Genomic DNA, 15,886 nt, shown 5'->3' with positions numbered 1-15,886 from the left:
GCAGCCGGAGCAGCCAAGGAACCAATCAGGCCAGCCGAGCCCGACACGGGGGCGAGAGTCATGGAGAACCTTCCTGTTGGGGGCGGAGCTACTTCGTCAGGTACCGGTTTGCCCCGGCCGCTCCGCTGGTGTCGTGCTGTTGCGAGTCACCTGTTCTCGGTCGCGCGAGGGCCTCGGCGCCCGGTGGCGAGGCCGGTGTCGGCCCGGTCCCGGCGGTTCTCAGTCGCTCCCATGCCTCGGGGCGCAGTTGCGGCGCCAGCCCTTGGTCGGCGAGCCAGCCCGGCACCTGTCGCTTGCCGAACAGGAGCATCTCCACGCGACGGGCATGCGCGTTGGCGTTCAGACTCGTCCGCCCGTACGCGGTGAGGCAGCGCGTCGCGTAGCGCGCCACCCGTGGTGGCAGGTGCAGTGGCTCGCGACCACCGAGAAGGCGGAGCAGGAGCCCGGTCGTCATGCCGTTGTAGGGCTGAAGAACGATGGGCGGTACTGATCCGTCGACGAGCCCGAGATGGGTGATCGCCGCGGCGACATCGTCGATGAGGACCTGGGGCGTTGGTGCGGTGCCGTCGCCGGCGACGCAGCTCGCGCGCGACTGTGCGAGCCGGATGAGGGCGCGGGTGTTCGGCCGATCCACGTCGTGCACCCAGGTCGACCGGTAGATGACAGTCTCGATGCAGTCCTCGCGTCGCAGCAGGCGTTCACCGATCGCCTTGGAACGCGAGTACGGCGAGAATGGCATCGTCCGTGCTGTCTCGTCGAGCGCCATCTGCCCCTGCGCTGCCGCGGAACTGACGTGGACCAGTCGCCTGGCGTTGACCAGAGCGCTGGCTCGGGCGACCAGGGTGGGTAGCAGGGTGTTTCCGCCGTACAACTCCGCGCTGTCCGGGGCGGACCCGTTCGGTAGTCCGGCCGTGTTGATCACGGTCTGGGCGCCGTCGAGCTGTGCGGCGAGTGCGTCGACGACATCCTCGTAGAGATCTGCCGGCACGGAATCGGCACGAAGAGCGTGAGTGAGCGGCCACGACAAGCGCGGCGCGGCGACGGGCTGGACCTCGACGCCTCTGTTGCCCAACTCGGCGACGACCGCTCGACCGACGAAGCCGCTGCTGCCGAGCACCGCGACCTTGTCGATCGGCCGGCTCCCCGGCCGGCCGGCGAGGTCACCGGCTCGTTGAGCTGACAGTTCTGGCATGGATCGTCCTTCCTTCCGACGAGGGCTGTCGTCGCTGGGCGGCGAGCCACCCCGGGGCAGCGAGATAGGCGGCGAGGATCGCGAGAGCCGTGGCGTCCAGTGCGGCGCGGGTGATCGGCCCGCTGAAGGACGCGGCAACCAGGCAGCCGGCCACGGCCGCCCCGACGACGGCCGTCGCCACGGTGACCCGCTGGTGTGACCATCCGCCGTCGGTCAGCCGTTGGTAGGCGTGGTGGCGGTGCGGGCGATACCAGGCCTCGCCGTTCCGGATACGGCACAGGAGCGTCCAGCCCGTGTCGGCGAGATAAAGGGCGAGTGGCGCCACGGCTGCCTCCGGCGGGGTGCCGCGAACGACGGCGTACGCGGCGATCGTGGCGAGCGCGCCGCCGAGGGCGTACGACCCGACGTCACCGAGAAAGACCTTCGCGACCCAGGCGTTCCAGGGGAGGAATGTCAGGGATGCGGCGGCGATCAGACTGCCGGCCGCGGTCAGCAGCGGGAGGTCCGTGAGCACTCCGAGCACGGCGTACACCACTCCGCCGAGGATCGCCTGCACGGCCGAGATGCCGTTGATGCCGTCCATGAAGTTGAAGGCGTTCACATACGAGGTCAGCCAGGCCGCCAGGGCGAGAACCAGAAGCACGTGGACGTACAACGCCTGCCCACCGGGCACCAGGACCAGGGCCGTGCCCACGCCGGCGAGCAACTGCAGAAGCAGTCGGCTGCGGATCGGGACACCCCGGAGGTCTTCCAGGAGCCCGATCGCCGCGAAGAAGAGCAGCGGTACGGCGATGGATCGTGCGTGCTCGTTCAGGAGAAGTGCGAGCCCAGCCGCCGCGGCGACCCCCACACCACCGCCGCGCGGGATCGGTGTGCTGTGCGAGGAGCGCTCCGACGGTATGTCGAGAACCGCGGCCGCTCTCAGCAGGCGAAGGATCAGTGGCTGCAGCAGGGTGCCGACGACGAGTGTGAGCACGATTCCGCCAGCGAGCGGAACACTCAGCATGGCGTGGTTCCTGCTGAAAAGAAGTGAGGATCCTCTTTAATGTGTACGAGATTCACCACTTGTGCCTTTGGGTTGAACCGGTTATATAGGGATGAATCGATGATAGAAGGTCGCTACTATGAGTAAACGACCGTTCCCGGTATTCGGTGTGGAGCAGGCAGCTGAAACTGCTCACGTTGCCGTCGAAGACGTCCGGCAGCCCGGTATGGGCGCTGACCCCGTTGGCCACCCTGCCTGCGGCGGCGGACGTGACGGTGGCCGCCTACCGAGTGTGGGACGAGGCGGCCGACCTGCTCACCCTCGTGGTGCAGCAGACCTGGTGGTAGAGCCGGGCCCGTCGCCCAACAGCCGGTTGAGCAGCGTCCGCAGCGGGATCGACTCACCGTCGCGACCCCCCGCTCCGACGACCAACGGCGCCGGGCTGGGTTGCGGGTCGACGCCGAACAGTCGAGCCCGTATGCCGCCCGGCACGGTCAGCAGGTGGAACCGGCCGGCCACATCCACCGCCCGGGTTTCGGCACGGTCGACGTACCAGCCGGTCAGCCCGGTCCGGTAGCGCCCACGCCCGTCGTATCCCCGGGCGACCAGCCGGGTGGTGGGCAGCCCTCGCCGGGTCGCCTCGGCCACGAACCAGGCCACCAGCTCCGCCGCCTCCGCGTGCTCGGCGGCACGCCGCCGCGCGTCCGCGTCGGCGTGCGCCCGCACCGCCTGCCGCTGCTGATCCCGCCACTCCCGGGCGTTCCGCTCACCCACGACGCCGACGGTACGCGAGCCGACTCAGACGAGCACGGCCCGCAGCGTGTGCCGGGCGATGCCGGCCATCACCGGGTTGGTCTCGACGTAGTACGGCAGCGCGTTGATCGCCTGTTCCAGGGCCCAGCCGCGCCCCCGCTCCCAGGCCGCGTCGTCCACGCCCAACACCCGCCGGTACGTCTCCCGGGAACCCGCGTCGAACAGGTTCCACGCCGGCATCAGGTCCACCGCCGGGTCGCCCACGCCGACTGCGCCCAGATCGATGACGGCGGCCAGCCGACCGTCGCGGACCAGCAGGTTGCCCGGCATCAGGTCGCCGTGGATCCACACGTCGGCGGCGTCGTCGCGGGGTGCGTCCCGACACCGCTGCCACACCTGGCTGAGCGCGGTGGTGTCGGTGAGCGCGCCGCTGACCGCGAGCGCGGCCCGCACGCCGGCGTCCTCAGCGGCCAGCCGCCCGCCGCGCCCGTTCCCGGACCAGATCCGCCCGCCGGTGTCGATGCCGCGCAGAGCCGTCACCACGCCGGCCAGGTCCCGCGCGAAGACGTCGAGGTCGGCGATCCGGTCGGGGTGGGCCGTCTCCCCCGGAATGAACTGGTACGCCGTCCACGGCCCGGGGTAGCCGTCGCCCGGCTCGCCGAGGCCGAGCGGTTCGGGCACCGCGACCGGCAGGTGCCCGCCGAGCAGCACGGCGTGCTCCTGCTCGCGGCGCAGCTCGGCGCGCAGCTCGGGATCGGTCGAGGGGAGCAGCGGAAACCGCAGCACGATGTCCCGGCCCAGCCGGAACAGGGCGTTCACCGTGCCGGTCGAGGGGAGCGGCCGGACCGGCAGGCCCCGCCACCGCGGAAACTGCTCGGCCACGAGCGCGGAAACCACGTCCACGCTCACGTCCACCTGGTCGGCGTGCATCCTCACCGCGAGATCATCGCCCCGACGCTGCGGCGGCGCGAGCAGATTTTCCCCGCCACCGGCGCCGGCCGCCCCCGTGGTTGTCCCGGCCAGGGGGCGGGCACCCGCGCCGATCTTGCAGGTTCGGTCGTCGAGACAGGCGGATTGCCGCTTATGTCGGGACAGTAATTGCAAGATCGGCGGAGAAGGGCGGCGCGGCTTCGTCGATCATGGAGTTGTGGTGCCTGCCTTGGTGTTATTCAGGCGATTTGTCGCCCACCACAACTCCATGATCGACGGGACGGGGCGGGGTTGACGTGCTGAACGGGTCAGGCCAATCCGGCGCGGCGTAGGGCTTCCGCCATCGCGTCGTTGGCCGGCGCCGGTGCGCCCTGCCGCTGCCCGCCACGGCCGCCCTGCTGCCCGCCGCCACCGCCCTGTCCGCCGCTACGACCGCCCTGTCCGCCGCTACGACCGCCCTGTCCGCCACGGCCGCCCTGCTGCCCGGCACCGCGACCGCCCTGCTGCCCGCCCCCGCGACCGCCCTGTCCGCCACGGCCGTCGGGCTGTCCGCCGCCGCGACCACCCTGCGGCGCGCGCTGCGCCGGGCCGCCACGCCCCTCCTGACTCGTCCGACCGCCGCCGCCGGCAGCGGGCTCGTCGTCCAGGCGCAGGGTCAGCGAGATCCGCTTGCGGGGGACGTCCACGTCGAGCACCCGGACCTTGACCACGTCGCCGGACTTCACCACCTCGCGAGGGTCCTTCACGAAGGTCCGGGACATCGCCGAGACGTGCACCAGACCGTCCTGGTGCACCCCGACGTCGACGAAGGCGCCGAACGCGGCCACGTTGGTGACCACGCCCTCCAGCACCATCCCCGTGGTCAGGTCGCTGATCTTCTCCACCCCCTCGACGAAGGTGGCGGTGCGGAACTCCGGGCGGGGGTCCCGGCCCGGCTTCTCCAGCTCGGCCAGGATGTCGGTGACGGTAGGGAGGCCGAACCGGTCGTCGACGAAGTCGGTGGCCCGCAGCCCGCGCAGGATGCCGCTCTTGCCGATCACCGAGCGCAGGTCCTGCCCGGTGGTGGAGAGGATGCGACGCACCACCGGGTACGCCTCGGGGTGCACGCTGGAGGAGTCCAGCGGATCGTCGCCGCCGGGGATGCGCAGGAAGCCGGCGCACTGCTCGAACGCCTTCGGCCCGAGCCGGGCCACCTTCTTCAGCTCGGTACGCGTACGGAACGGCCCGTTGGCGTCCCGGTGCAGCACGATGTTCTCGGCCAGGCCGGCGCCGATCCCGGAGACCCGGGTCAGCAGCGGCGCGGAGGCGGTGTTGACGTCCACCCCGACCGCGTTGACGCAGTCCTCCACCACCGCGTCCAGCGACCGGGACAGCTTCACCTCGGACAGGTCGTGCTGGTACTGGCCGACGCCGATCGAACGCGGGTCGATCTTGACCAGCTCCGCGAGGGGGTCCTGGAGGCGGCGGGCGATGGAGACCGCGCCGCGCAGGGACACGTCCATCCCGGGCAGCTCCTGCGAGGCGTACGCCGAGGCGGAGTAGACCGACGCGCCGGCCTCGGAGACCATCACCTTGGTCAGGTTGAGCTGCGGATGCCGGGCGATCAGATCACCGGCGAGCTTGTCGGTCTCACGGGAGGCGGTGCCGTTGCCGATCGCGATCAGCTCCACCCCGTGCGCCCCGGCCAGCCGGGCGAGCGTCTCCACCGACGCGTCCCACTGCCGGCGCGGCTCGTGCGGATAGATGGTGTCGGTCGCGACCACCTTGCCGGTGGCGTCCACAACTGCCACCTTCACGCCCGTCCGCAGGCCCGGGTCCAGGCCCATCGTGGGCCGGGTGCCGGCCGGCGCGGCGAGCAGCAGGTCCCGCAGGTTGGTGGCGAAGACCCGGACGGCCTCCTCCTCGGCCGCCTGCCACAACCGCATCCGCAGGTCCGCGCCGAGATGGATGAGGATCCGGGTACGCCACGCCCAGCGGACCGTGTCGGTCAGCCAACGGTCGGCCGGGCGGCCCGCGTCGGACACCCCGAACCGGCCGGCGATGGCCGCCTCGTACCGGGTCGGGCCGGTCGGTACGGCGTCCGCCTCGCCCGCCTCCTCCGACTCCATGGTCAGGTCGAGCACGCCCTCCTTCTCGCCCCGGAACATCGCGAGGATCCGGTGCGAGGGCAGCTTCGGGTACGGCTCGGAGAAGTCGAAGTAGTCGGCGAACTTCGCGCCGGCCGCCTCCTGGCCCTCGCGTACCCGGGAAACCAGCCGGCCCCGCGACCACATCTGCTCGCGCAGAGTGCCGATCAGGTCGGCGTCCTCCGCGAAGGTCTCGATGAGGATGGCCCGGGCGCCCTCCAGCGCGGCGGCGGCGTCGGCGACGCCCTTCTCCTCATCGACGAACCCGGCGGCGGTGGCCCGTGGGTCCTGACCCGGGTCGGCCAGCAGCGTCTCGGCCAACGGCGCCAACCCGGCCTCGCGGGCGATCTGCGCACGGGTCCGCCGCTTCGGCTTGTACGGGAGGTAGATGTCCTCCAGCCGGGACTTCGAGTCGGCGGCCATGATCTGCGCTTCCAGGGCCTCGTCCAACTTGCCCTGGCCGCGGATCGACTCCAGCACCGCGGCCCGCCGCTCGTCCAGCTCGCGCAGGTAGCGCAGTCGCTCCTCCAGGGTGCGCAGCTGGGTGTCGTCGAGCAGGCCGGTGGCCTCCTTGCGGTAGCGGGCGATGAACGGCACTGTGGCGCCGCCGTCGAGCAGCTCCACGGCCGCCCGCACCTGACGCTCGGCCACGCCGAGCTCGTCGGCGATCCGCTGATGAACAGACTGGGTCACGATCTCGATCCGCCTTCGGGAGTGGGTACGCCTGCATTCTGCCGGGCGGGCCCTGGCGCTGTCGCCGCGCCCGGCCGGGGCGGGGAACCGAACCACCGCGCCCGGCCGGGGTGACCGGCGGCGGTCCCGTCTGGCCTGCGCTAGCGTGGCGATCATGGAATCTGCTGCGGAGCCGCGCGCCCGGCGGCTCTTCGGCGGCAGCGCCCGAGCCCTCGGCGACCTCACGGCCAACCCGTTCCGTGCCGACCGGGACCGGATCGTCGGCTCGCCGTTCTTCGCCCGCCTGGGTGGTGTCACCCAGGTGATCAGCCCGGTCGGCTCCGGATTGCTGGTGCACAACCGGCTCACCCACAGCCTGAAGGTCGCCCAGGTGGCCCGGGCGGTCGCTGAACGGTTGAGCGCCGACGACCGGTGGCGTGACCTGCTGGACAAGCTCGGCGGCTGCGACCCCGACGTGGTGGAGGCGGCAGCGCTCGCCCACGACCTCGGCCACCCACCGTTCGGGCACCTCGGGGAGCGGGTGCTGGACCGGCTGGCCCGCCAGCGTCTCGGCCTCTCCGACGGTTTCGAGGGCAACGCGCAGTCGTACCGCATCGTCACCAGCACCGAGATCCGCGGCGCGGCCACCACCGGGTTGGACCTGACCGCGGCGGTCCGCGCGGCCATGCTGAAGTACCCGTGGACCCGCCTGGACCACCCCGACCCGCACCCGCGCACCATGGACCCGCCGCCGCGTGGCGCCACCCCGCCGCCGGACGACCCGGAGAGCGGCTCGTCGAAGTTCGGCGCGTACCGGACCGAGCTGGACGACCTGCGGCAGGCCCGGGCGCCGTTCGCCGGTCGCATCCCGGACTGGCAGCAGACCGTGGAGGCGTCGGTGATGGACACCGCCGACGACATCGCGTACGCCATCCACGACGTGGAGGACTTCTACCGGGTCGGGGTGCTCCAGCAGGGTTCGGTCTCCGCGGAGTTGATGGCCTGGCAGCGCGAGAGCGGGCAGCTGCGGGCGATCACCGACGCGGCGCTGGCCACGGCCGCCCGGCGACCCGGGGCGGCGATCGAGCGGCTACGTCGGCAACTGCACCGCAAGGACGCCTGGATCGCCGACGACGACGCGTTCGCCGCCGCCGTCGAGCACGTCCGCGAGGAGTTGGTGGACGGGCTGCTCGCGATGCCGTTCGACGGCTCGATCGAGGCCGAGCAGTACGTGGCCCGCTTCTCCGCCCGCTGGTCCACCCGTTTCGTCGAGGCGATCACGGTCACCGAACAGCCGTCGGTGCGCTCCGGGCACGTGCTGCTGGGCTGCGCGCAGTGGCACGAGGTGCAGGTGCTCAAGTTCGTCCACCACCGCTTCGTGCTGGCCCGTCCGGATCTCGCCCTGCACCAGCGCGGCCAGGCCCGGCTGCTGGGCACCCTGGTCGAGGCGCTCTGGGAGTGGCTGCTCGACCCGGAGGAGGAGTCCCGGCTGCCCCGCCGACTGCACGACCTGGTCGAGCTGGCCGAGGCGGAGCTGCACCCGCGTACGCCGGACCGGATCGGTCGTGCCCGGGGACGAGCCATCGTGGACTTCGTCGCCCAGCTCACCGACGGCCAGGCGGTGGCCATGCTGGACGCGCTCTCCGGCCGGTCCGGCGCGCTCTGGACCGACGCGTTCGTGCTCTGACCCGACGTCAGGCGACGGCCGACGTCAGGCGTGCCTGGCCCGACGTCAGGCGACGCCTGCCTGGCCTGACTCAGGCGACGGCCTGCCACCAGCCGTCGACGGCGGGCGGGTCGTCGACCACCACCCGCTCGCCCGGCCGGGGCACGGCGAGCCGTACGTCGCGGGCCTTCGCCTCGGCCCACAGCCGGTCGACCGGTTCGGACCAGTCGTGCAGGGCCAGGTTGAACGTCGCCCAGTGCACCGGCACGAACAGCCCACCGCGCAGGTCGAGGTGGGCGCTGACCGCCTCCTCCGGGAACATGTGGATCGTCGGCCAGGCCCGGTCGTACGCGCCGATCTGCATCAGCGTCACGTCGAACGGCCCGTGCTCGGCGCCGATCTCCGCGTACCCGTCGAAGTAGCCGGAGTCGCCGGTGTAGAAGACCTTGCGGCGCGCCCCGGCCACCACCCACGAGCTCCAGAGCGTGCCGTCGCGGCGCAGCCCGCGTCCGGAGAAGTGCTGCGCTGCGGTGGCGGTGATCGTCAAGCCGGCGACCTGGTGCGACTCGGCCCAGTCCAGCTCGATGATCCGTTCGGCGGGTACGCCCCAGCGGTCCAGGTGTGCGCCCACGCCGAGCGGCACCAGGAACGGCGCGGACTGTCCGACGAGCAGCGCCCGCACGGTGGCCATGTCGAGATGGTCGTAGTGGTCGTGCGAGATCAGGATGGCGTCCAGTGGGGGCAGCTCGTCGATGCCCACCGGTGGCTCGTGCAGCCGGCGCGGGCCGACCAGGCCCGAGGGGGAGCACCGCTCACTCCAGACCGGGTCGAGCAGCACCCGCCGGCCCTCGATCTCGATCAGGGTCGAGGCGTGGCCGTACCAGACGATGTTGAGCTCGTCGGTGGCGTCCGTCGCGTCGGCGCGCCCCGGCGGCACGGACGCGCTGGGGCGTAGCAGCGGAACCGGAGCGGTGGGACGCCGCTTCTGCTTGCCGAAGATCAGCTCGCGGACCAGGTTGCGCCCCGGCTCGGCGATCATCGTGCGGGTGCCGGCACGGTTGTGGAAGGTGCCCTCGCGGAACTGCGGCGAGCGGGCCGCCCGTTCGGCCCGCGCCCCGCTGAGCCGGCCACCCAGCGCCGCCGGCACATCCCGGGCGACCCAGGCCAGGCCGGCCAGCGCGGCCAGGCCGGCGGCGCCCCGCATTCGCCGCCCGAGCGACCGTTCGACGTCCGTGTTCTGCGCTCGTGCCATTGCCGTCCCTCCGACGTGTCCGCCCTACACGGTAGTCACCCGGACCGACCCGTGCCTCGGTGGTCGCCACGCCGGGTCGGTCGCCGACAGCGGCGACCGACCCGGGACGGACTTGCCGGGTGTCCTAGCCGCCGTTGCTGGGGCGTCGGGCGGTGATCCGGAACGTCCTGCCCACGCCCGCGATCCGGTCGACCGCGGCCAGGAACTTCGGGCCCATGGCGGCCCGGGCCTGCACCGCCGGGTGGGTCGCGCCGAAGTCCTCCGGGTTGGCCTGCCCGTCGGCGAAGAGGGCGTAGGTGAGCACCGCCGCGCCGGAGCGGTCGAAGATCACGCCGGCCTCGTGCCGGGCGTCGGCGTACCAGCCGGCCTTGGTGGCGATCCGGGCCCGCTCGTCGGAGGACATGGTGCGCCGGATGCCGTCGGTGAACGCCACCGGGGAGCGCAGGATGCCCAGCAGGTACGTCGTCGAGGCGGGGGAGAGCAGCGTGCCAGCGACCAGGGCGCGCAGCAGGTCGTGCGTCTCCCGGGGGGTGCTGGTGCCGAGGAAGAACCGGTTCGGGTTGGCCACCGGCTGGACCTGGGTGTTCGGGAAGCCCTTCGCGACCAGGATGGAGTTGATCTCGGCGGCCGGGGCGACCAGCCCGCACAGCCGCACCGCCGTGTCGTCCGAGACGGTCAGCAGGTTGGCCAGCACGTGCCCGATGGTCACCAGGCTCGGGTACGCGCCGTCCAGGCTGAAGATGCCGTCACCGCCCGGTACGACGATCGCCGCGCTCACCTCGACCTGCTGGTCCAGGGTGAGCAGCCCTCGGTCGACCTTGTCGAGCACCGCCGTGGCGACGGCGATCTTGTTGACGCTGTACGCCTCGATCCGCCGGTCCGCGTCAGCCTCGACCGCGACCACCGGCGCACCGGCCGGGTCGGCGACGCTGACGTACGCCTGCCAGTTGCCGCCGGCCTCGGCACTGTGCCTGGTGAAGACGGAGGCGACCCGGCGGGCGGCCCGAGCGGGGGTGGTCGGCGACGCCTCGGTGGTCTCGGCGGCGCTCGCCGGGGCGGCGGCGCCCAGCACCGTGCCGGCGGTGGCCACCGTGCCCAACCCGAGTGCCGTTCTGCGGTTCAGTCGCATTGTCAATCGTCTCCCCGATCGTGGTGTGCCAGAGCGCTTGCTGGCCCACCACACTAGGCGAGTTGATCGATGCACGATGCCCCCGAATATGTCCCGAACAGTCCCGAACAGGTCAACCGAATCGTCGGCGCAGCGCGGCGCCCACCGCAACCACCGGGCCGGACACGAGTTGCCGCAGGTCGGGCAGGTGGCCGCCGCGTACCGCCTCGCCGGCCGGGTTCGCGGCGAAGACCGAGCCGTCGTGCGCGGCGACCGGCCGTCCACTCAGGCCCGCCGCCCGCATCAACGGACCGACGAGGGCGTCGTAGACCCCCGGCAGTACGGTGAAGCCGGCCCGCAGCACCACGTTGAGCCGGCCCACCGACACCTCCCGGCGGGGCCGGTCCACACAGTCCACGATGGCCCGGGCCACCCGCTGTGGACCGGCGACCGGCGGCGGAGGTCGCCCGATCCGACCCAGATAGTTGGCCGCCTGCTGGTACACCGGTGTGTCCACGCTGCCCGGGTTGACCAGACACAGCCGGATCTCCGGGCTGTCGCGCAACTCCTGCTGCACCGTCCGGACCAGACCCTGCAACCCCCACTTGCTCGCCACGTACGCGCTCATGTACGGCGCGGTGATGTGTCCGAGCACCGAACCGGTGAGGATCACCGTGCCGGCCCCGGTGGCCCGGAAGTGCCGCAGCGCCACCCGCAGCGAGCCGGCCGCGCCGAGCAGATCGGTCCGTACCACCTGGTCGAAGACCCGTTCCGGCAACTCGTCGAAGCGACCGTAGGCCATCACCGCCGCCGTGTGCACCCACACGTCGATGCGGCCGAAGCGGTCGATCGCGGCGCCCGCGAGCGCGTCCAGCGCGTCCGGCCGGGTCACGTCGGTCGGCACGGTCAGCACGTCGACGTCGGCGCACTCCGCGCGTACCTCGGCCAGGGTCGTGGTGGCGCGAGCGGCGAGGACCAAGCGGTCGCCGCGCCCGGCGAACGCCCGGGCCGTCGCCCGGCCGATCCCGCTGCTCGCGCCAACGATCACGACCACCCGGCTCACGGCACCGGCTGCATTCGTGACCGCGGGGCTCGCAACCCGGCCGCACTCCTCGCACTCATGGTTCGAGCACGACCTTGATGCAGCCGTCCTCCTTCTTCTGGAACATCTCGTACGCCTGCGGCGCCCGGGCCAGCGGCAACCGGTGGGTACGCAGGTCCTCCACGCCCAGCGGGTCGTCGTCGCCGGAGAGCAGCGGCAGGATCTCGTCGGTCCACCGACGCACGTGGCACTGCCCCATCCGCAGCTGGATGCCGCGGTCGAACATCTCCATCAGCGGCATCGGGTCCGCCTCGCCGCCGTACACGCCGGAGAGCGACACGGTGCCGCCACGGCGAACCGCCTTGAGCGCGGCGTGCAGGACGGACAGCCGGTCCACGCCCGCCCGGTCGGTCATCGTCTGGGCCAGCTTGTCCGGCAACAGCCCGGCGGCGGTCTGGGCCAACTTCCCCGCCGGCGAACCGTGCGCCTCCATCCCGACCGCGTCGATCACCGCGTCCGGGCCGCGCCCGTCGACCAGGTCGATCAACGCGCTCGGCACGTCGGACAGTTGGCTCACGTCGAGCACCTCGATGCCGTGCCGGCGGGCCAACTCCAGCCGCTCGGGAACCAGGTCCAGCCCGATCACCCGGCCCGCGCCGAGGTGGCGGCCGATCCGCGCGCAGAACTGCCCGACCGGGCCCAGGCCGAAGACGGCCAGGGTGCCGCCTCGTGGGGTGTCCGCGTACTTCACCGCCTGCCAGGCGGTGGGCAGAATGTCGGACAGGTAGAGGTAGCGCTCGTCCGCACCGGTCTGCGGGATCTTGATCGGCCCGAAGTGGGCCTGCGGGACGCGCAGGTACTCGGCCTGCCCGCCCGGCACGGAACCGTAGAGCGAGGTGTAGCCGAACAGGGCCGCGCCCTTACCCTCGCTGGTGACCTGGGTGGTCTCACACTGGGCGTAGAGCTGGCGCTCGCACATCCAGCAGCTGCCGCAGGCGATGTTGAACGGCACCACCACACGGTCGCCCGGCTTGAGCCCGGTCACCTCCGACCCGACCTCCTCGACGATGCCCATCGGCTCGTGGCCCAGGACGTCGCCCGGCTTCAGGTACGGCCCGAGCACCTCGTAGAGGTGCAGGTCGGAACCGCAGATCGCGGTCGAGGTGATCTTCACGATCGCGTCGGTCGGCTCCTCGATCCGAGTGTCCGGGACCTCCTCGACCCGTACGTCCCGCTTGCCCTGCCAGGTGAGCGCCTTCATGTCCCTCATCCCTTCTCACTGCCGTCTCAAAGACTGCTACCCGGGCTCGGGCACTTGAACCGGCGGCCTGCCCCTGGCGTGTCTCTGGGGCTGGCGTCGTGCTTGGCGGTGGTTGCGGTGGGGGCCTGGGAGGCCAAACGCCAGACCGCCGTACCCCCGAGGAAAGCGGGATACGGCGGTCTGGCGTCGTGCGGTGGACCTCAGGAACCGGGGGTGTTGTTGGCTCCCTTGGCGGTGGCCGCGAGGTAGTCGCGGTTGAGTCGGCCGATGGTGTTCAGCGGGATGCCCTTCGGGCAGGCCGGGGTGCATTCGCCGGCGTTGGTGCAGCCGCCGAAGCCGGCCTCGTCGTGCGCGTCGACCATGCCGATCACCCGGGTGTAGCGCTCGGGCTGGCCCTGGGGCAGCAGCGAGAGCTGGGTGAGCTTGGCGGCGGTGAAGAGCATGCCGGAGCCGTTCGGGCAGGCTGCCACGCACGCGCCGCAGCCGATGCAGGCCGCCGACTCGAAGGCGGCGTCGGCGTTGGCCTTGGCCACCGGGGTGGAGTGGGCTTCGGGCGCGCTGCCGGTCGGCGCGGTGACGTAGCCGCCAGCCGCGATGATCTTGTCGAAGGCGCTCCGGTTGACGACCAGGTCCTTGACCACCGGGAAGGCGCTGGCCCGCCACGGCTCGATGTCGATCGTCTCGCCGTCGGAGAACTGCCGCATGTGCAGCTGGCACGCGGTGGTGCCGCGCTGCGGCCCGTGCGCGTCGCCATTGATCATCAGGCCGCACATGCCGCAGATGCCCTCGCGGCAGTCGTGGTCGAACGCCACCGGGTCCTCGCCAGCGAGGATCAGCCGCTCGTTGAGCACGTCGAGCATCTCCAGGAACGACATGTCCGGGGACACGTCGTCGACCGGGTAGGTCACCATCCGACCCTTGTCCTCAGGGCCCTTCTGGCGCCAGATGCGCAGGGTCAGGTTCACTTGTAGCTCCGCTGCGTGGGGTGGACGTATTCGAACTTCAGGTCTTCCTTGTGCAGCACCGAGGGCTCGCCGTCGGCGGTGAACTCCCAGGCCGCCACGTACGCGAACCGGTCGTCGTCGCGCTGCGCCTCACCGTCGGGGGTTTGGTGCTCGGCCCGGAAGTGGCCGCCGCAGGACTCCTCGCGGTGCAGGGCGTCGATGCACATCAGCTCGGCCAGCTCGAAGAAGTCGGCCACCCGGCCGGCCTTCTCCAGCGACTGGTTGAGTTCCTCGCCGGTGCCGGACACCTTGACCCGCTGCCAGAACTGCTCGCGCAGGGCGCGGATCTCGTCGATCGCCTTGCGCAGCCCGGCCTCGCTGCGCTCCATGCCGCAGTGTTCCCACATGATCTGGCCCAGTTCCCGGTGGAACGAGTCCACGGTCCGGTCGCCGTCGACGGCGAGCAGCCGCTGGACGCGGTCCTCGACGTCGGTGCGCGCCTCGACGGCCGCCGGGTGGCTGGCGTCGACCTTCTCCAGCGGACCGGAGGCCAGGTAGTTGGCGATGGTGGTGGGCAGCACGAAGTAGCCGTCGGCGAGGCCCTGCATCAGCGCCGAGGCGCCGAGCCGGTTCGCGCCGTGGTCGGAGAAGTTCGCCTCGCCGATCACGAACAGGCCGGGGATGTTCGACTGGAGGTCGTAGTCGACCCACAGGCCGCCCATCGTGTAGTGCACGGCGGGGTAGATGCGCATCGGCACCTCGTACGGGTCCTCGCCGGTGATCCGCTCGTACATCTCGAAGAGGTTGCCGTACTTGGCCTCGATGGCCTTGCGGCCCAGCCGGCCGATCGCGTCGGCGAAGTCGAGGTAGACGCCGAGCTTCGTCGGCCCGACGCCCCGACCCTCGTCGCACACGTTCTTCGCGGCGCGGGAGGCGATGTCGCGGGGGACCAGGTTGCCGAAGGAGGGGTAGATCCGCTCCAGGTAGTAGTCCCGCTCGTCCTCTCCGATGTCCTTCGGGCTGCGGTCGTCACCCTTGGTCTTCGGCACCCAGACCCGGCCGTCGTTGCGCAGCGACTCGCTCATCAGGGTCAGCTTCGACTGGTGGTCGCCGGAGACCGGAATGCAGGTCGGGTGGATCTGCGTGTAGCACGGGTTGGCGAAGTACGCGCCCTTGCGGTGCGCGCGCCAGGTGGCGGTGACGTTGCAACCCTTGGCGTTGGTGGAGAGGTAGAAGACGTTGCCGTAACCGCCGGAGGCGAGCACCACGGCGTCGGCCATCTCGGTGCTGATCTCGCCGGTGACCAGGTCCCGGACCACGATGCCCCGGGCCTTGCCGTCCACCAGGACCAGCTCCAGCATCTCGTGCCGGGCGTTCATCTCCACGTTGCCCAGGCCGATCTGCCGCTCCAGGGCCTGGTACGCGCCGAGCAGCAGTTGCTGGCCCGTCTGGCCCCGGGCGTAGAAGGTGCGCTGCACCTGGGCGCCACCGAAGGAGCGGGTGTCCAGCAGGCCGCCGTACTCGCGGGCGAACGGCACTCCCTGGGCGACGCACTGGTCGATGATGTTGACCGACACCTCGGCGAGCCGGTGCACGTTCGACTCCCGGGAGCGGAAGTCGCCGCCCTTGACGGTGTCGTAGAAGAGCCGGTGCACGGAGTCGCCGTCGTTGCGGTAGTTCTTCGCCGCGTTGATGCCGCCCTGTGCCGCGATGGAGTGGGCTCGCCGCGGGCTGTCCTGGTAGCAGTAGGACTTGACGTGGTAGCCCTGCTCGGCCAGGGTCGCGGCGGCGGAGCCGCCGGCCAGGCCGGTGCCGACCACGATCACCGTCATCTTGCGGCGGTTGGCGGGGTTGACCAGCTTGGCCTCGAAGCGCCGGGTCTCCCAACGCTTCTCGACCGGGCCGGCGGGAGCCTTGGTGTCGGCGATCGGGTCGCCCTCGGTGAAGAGTTCCAT

General features: G+C 71.6%; 13 protein-coding genes. 2 read left to right on the top strand and 11 right to left on the bottom strand.

Features of this window, described 5'->3' with window-relative positions; genetic code table 11:
* Positions 1-88 precede the first annotated feature (88 nt).
* Together ABTW72_RS08850 and ABTW72_RS08845 are read right to left on the bottom strand one after the other, a co-directional pair.
* Entirely contained in the window at positions 89-1,192 is a 1,104-nt protein-coding gene (locus ABTW72_RS08850; RefSeq protein ID WP_350856089.1) for an NAD-dependent epimerase/dehydratase family protein, read from the bottom strand.
* Positions 1,161-2,198 carry an MraY family glycosyltransferase gene (locus tag ABTW72_RS08845; RefSeq protein ID WP_350856086.1) on the bottom strand — a complete coding sequence of 346 codons (1,038 nt, stop codon included), beginning with the start codon at positions 2,196-2,198 and terminating at the stop codon, positions 1,161-1,163. The genes ABTW72_RS08850 and ABTW72_RS08845 overlap by 32 nt, the downstream gene beginning before the upstream one ends.
* A gap of 146 nt (positions 2,199-2,344) precedes the next feature.
* Between ABTW72_RS08845 and ABTW72_RS08840 the strand changes: the two genes are divergently transcribed.
* Positions 2,345-2,524: a hypothetical protein gene (locus ABTW72_RS08840; RefSeq protein WP_350856084.1), complete on the top strand. Its 180-nt coding sequence runs from the start codon at positions 2,345-2,347 to the stop codon at positions 2,522-2,524.
* On the opposite strand, the gene ABTW72_RS08835 is transcribed toward ABTW72_RS08840, so the two are convergent.
* The 3 genes from ABTW72_RS08835 to ABTW72_RS08825 all read right to left on the bottom strand — a co-directional run bounded on the left by ABTW72_RS08835 (position 2,493) and on the right by ABTW72_RS08825 (position 6,679).
* Positions 2,493-2,951: a hypothetical protein gene (locus ABTW72_RS08835; protein ID WP_350856081.1), complete on the bottom strand. Its 459-nt coding sequence runs from the start codon at positions 2,949-2,951 to the stop codon at positions 2,493-2,495. The two genes, ABTW72_RS08840 and ABTW72_RS08835, sit on opposite strands and share 32 nt — an antisense overlap.
* A gap of 24 nt (positions 2,952-2,975) precedes the next feature.
* The gene (locus ABTW72_RS08830; RefSeq protein WP_350856730.1) at positions 2,976-3,860 is read right to left on the bottom strand and encodes an aminoglycoside phosphotransferase family protein; all 885 of its coding nucleotides are present in this window, start codon (positions 3,858-3,860) and stop codon (positions 2,976-2,978) included.
* 308 nt (positions 3,861-4,168) lie between these two features.
* The gene (locus ABTW72_RS08825) at positions 4,169-6,679 is read right to left on the bottom strand and encodes a Tex family protein (RefSeq protein WP_350856078.1); all 2,511 of its coding nucleotides are present in this window, start codon (positions 6,677-6,679) and stop codon (positions 4,169-4,171) included.
* Positions 6,680-6,833: 154 nt separating this feature from the next.
* On the opposite strand from ABTW72_RS08825, the gene ABTW72_RS08820 reads away from it, so the two are divergent.
* Complete coding sequence (locus ABTW72_RS08820) at positions 6,834-8,345, top strand: deoxyguanosinetriphosphate triphosphohydrolase family protein (RefSeq protein WP_350856076.1); 1,512 nt, start codon at positions 6,834-6,836, stop codon at positions 8,343-8,345.
* A 70-nt stretch (positions 8,346-8,415) separates the two neighbouring features.
* Here ABTW72_RS08820 and ABTW72_RS08815 read toward each other — a convergent pair whose 3' ends face one another.
* The 6 genes from ABTW72_RS08815 to ABTW72_RS08790 form a co-directional block, all read right to left on the bottom strand.
* Entirely contained in the window at positions 8,416-9,576 is a 1,161-nt protein-coding gene (locus ABTW72_RS08815) for an MBL fold metallo-hydrolase (RefSeq protein WP_350856073.1), read from the bottom strand.
* A 124-nt stretch (positions 9,577-9,700) separates the two neighbouring features.
* A complete protein-coding gene (locus ABTW72_RS08810) occupies positions 9,701-10,705 on the bottom strand; it encodes a serine hydrolase (RefSeq protein WP_244166268.1) in 1,005 nt (334 codons plus the stop codon).
* 112 nt (positions 10,706-10,817) lie between these two features.
* The gene (locus ABTW72_RS08805; RefSeq protein WP_350856070.1) at positions 10,818-11,747 is read right to left on the bottom strand and encodes an SDR family NAD(P)-dependent oxidoreductase; all 930 of its coding nucleotides are present in this window, start codon (positions 11,745-11,747) and stop codon (positions 10,818-10,820) included.
* 55 nt (positions 11,748-11,802) lie between these two features.
* Entirely contained in the window at positions 11,803-12,987 is a 1,185-nt protein-coding gene (locus ABTW72_RS08800; RefSeq protein ID WP_350856727.1) for a zinc-dependent alcohol dehydrogenase, read from the bottom strand.
* 200 nt (positions 12,988-13,187) lie between these two features.
* Entirely contained in the window at positions 13,188-13,952 is a 765-nt protein-coding gene (locus ABTW72_RS08795; protein WP_210781353.1) for a succinate dehydrogenase/fumarate reductase iron-sulfur subunit, read from the bottom strand.
* Positions 13,949-15,886, bottom strand: a complete 1,938-nt coding sequence (locus tag ABTW72_RS08790; RefSeq protein ID WP_112622245.1) for a fumarate reductase/succinate dehydrogenase flavoprotein subunit — start codon at positions 15,884-15,886, stop codon at positions 13,949-13,951. The genes ABTW72_RS08795 and ABTW72_RS08790 overlap by 4 nt, the downstream gene beginning before the upstream one ends.

This window comes from Micromonospora sp. NPDC127501, from assembly GCF_040302185.1.
Lineage (GTDB): Bacteria > Actinomycetota > Actinomycetes > Mycobacteriales > Micromonosporaceae > Micromonospora.
The sequence above is the reverse complement of the archived record's forward strand: the minus strand, read 5'-3'. Positions and strand labels throughout refer to the sequence as shown.

Bases quoted from the DNA above. Each gene is read 5' to 3' on its own strand.
- ABTW72_RS08850 (WP_350856089.1), bottom strand. From the start codon at position 1,192: ATGCCAGAACTGTCAGCTCAACGAGCCGGTGACCTCGCCGGCCGGCCG.
- ABTW72_RS08845 (WP_350856086.1), bottom strand. From the start codon at position 2,198: ATGCTGAGTGTTCCGCTCGCTGGCGGAATCGTGCTCACACTCGTCGTC.
- ABTW72_RS08830 (WP_350856730.1), bottom strand. From the start codon at position 3,860: ATGCACGCCGACCAGGTGGACGTGAGCGTGGACGTGGTTTCCGCGCTC.
- ABTW72_RS08820 (WP_350856076.1), top strand. From the start codon at position 6,834: ATGGAATCTGCTGCGGAGCCGCGCGCCCGGCGGCTCTTCGGCGGCAGC.
- ABTW72_RS08815 (WP_350856073.1), bottom strand. From the start codon at position 9,576: ATGGCACGAGCGCAGAACACGGACGTCGAACGGTCGCTCGGGCGGCGA.
- ABTW72_RS08810 (WP_244166268.1), bottom strand. From the start codon at position 10,705: ATGCGACTGAACCGCAGAACGGCACTCGGGTTGGGCACGGTGGCCACC.
- ABTW72_RS08800 (WP_350856727.1), bottom strand. From the start codon at position 12,987: ATGAAGGCGCTCACCTGGCAGGGCAAGCGGGACGTACGGGTCGAGGAG.
- ABTW72_RS08790 (WP_112622245.1), bottom strand. From the start codon at position 15,886: ATGGAACTCTTCACCGAGGGCGACCCGATCGCCGACACCAAGGCTCCC.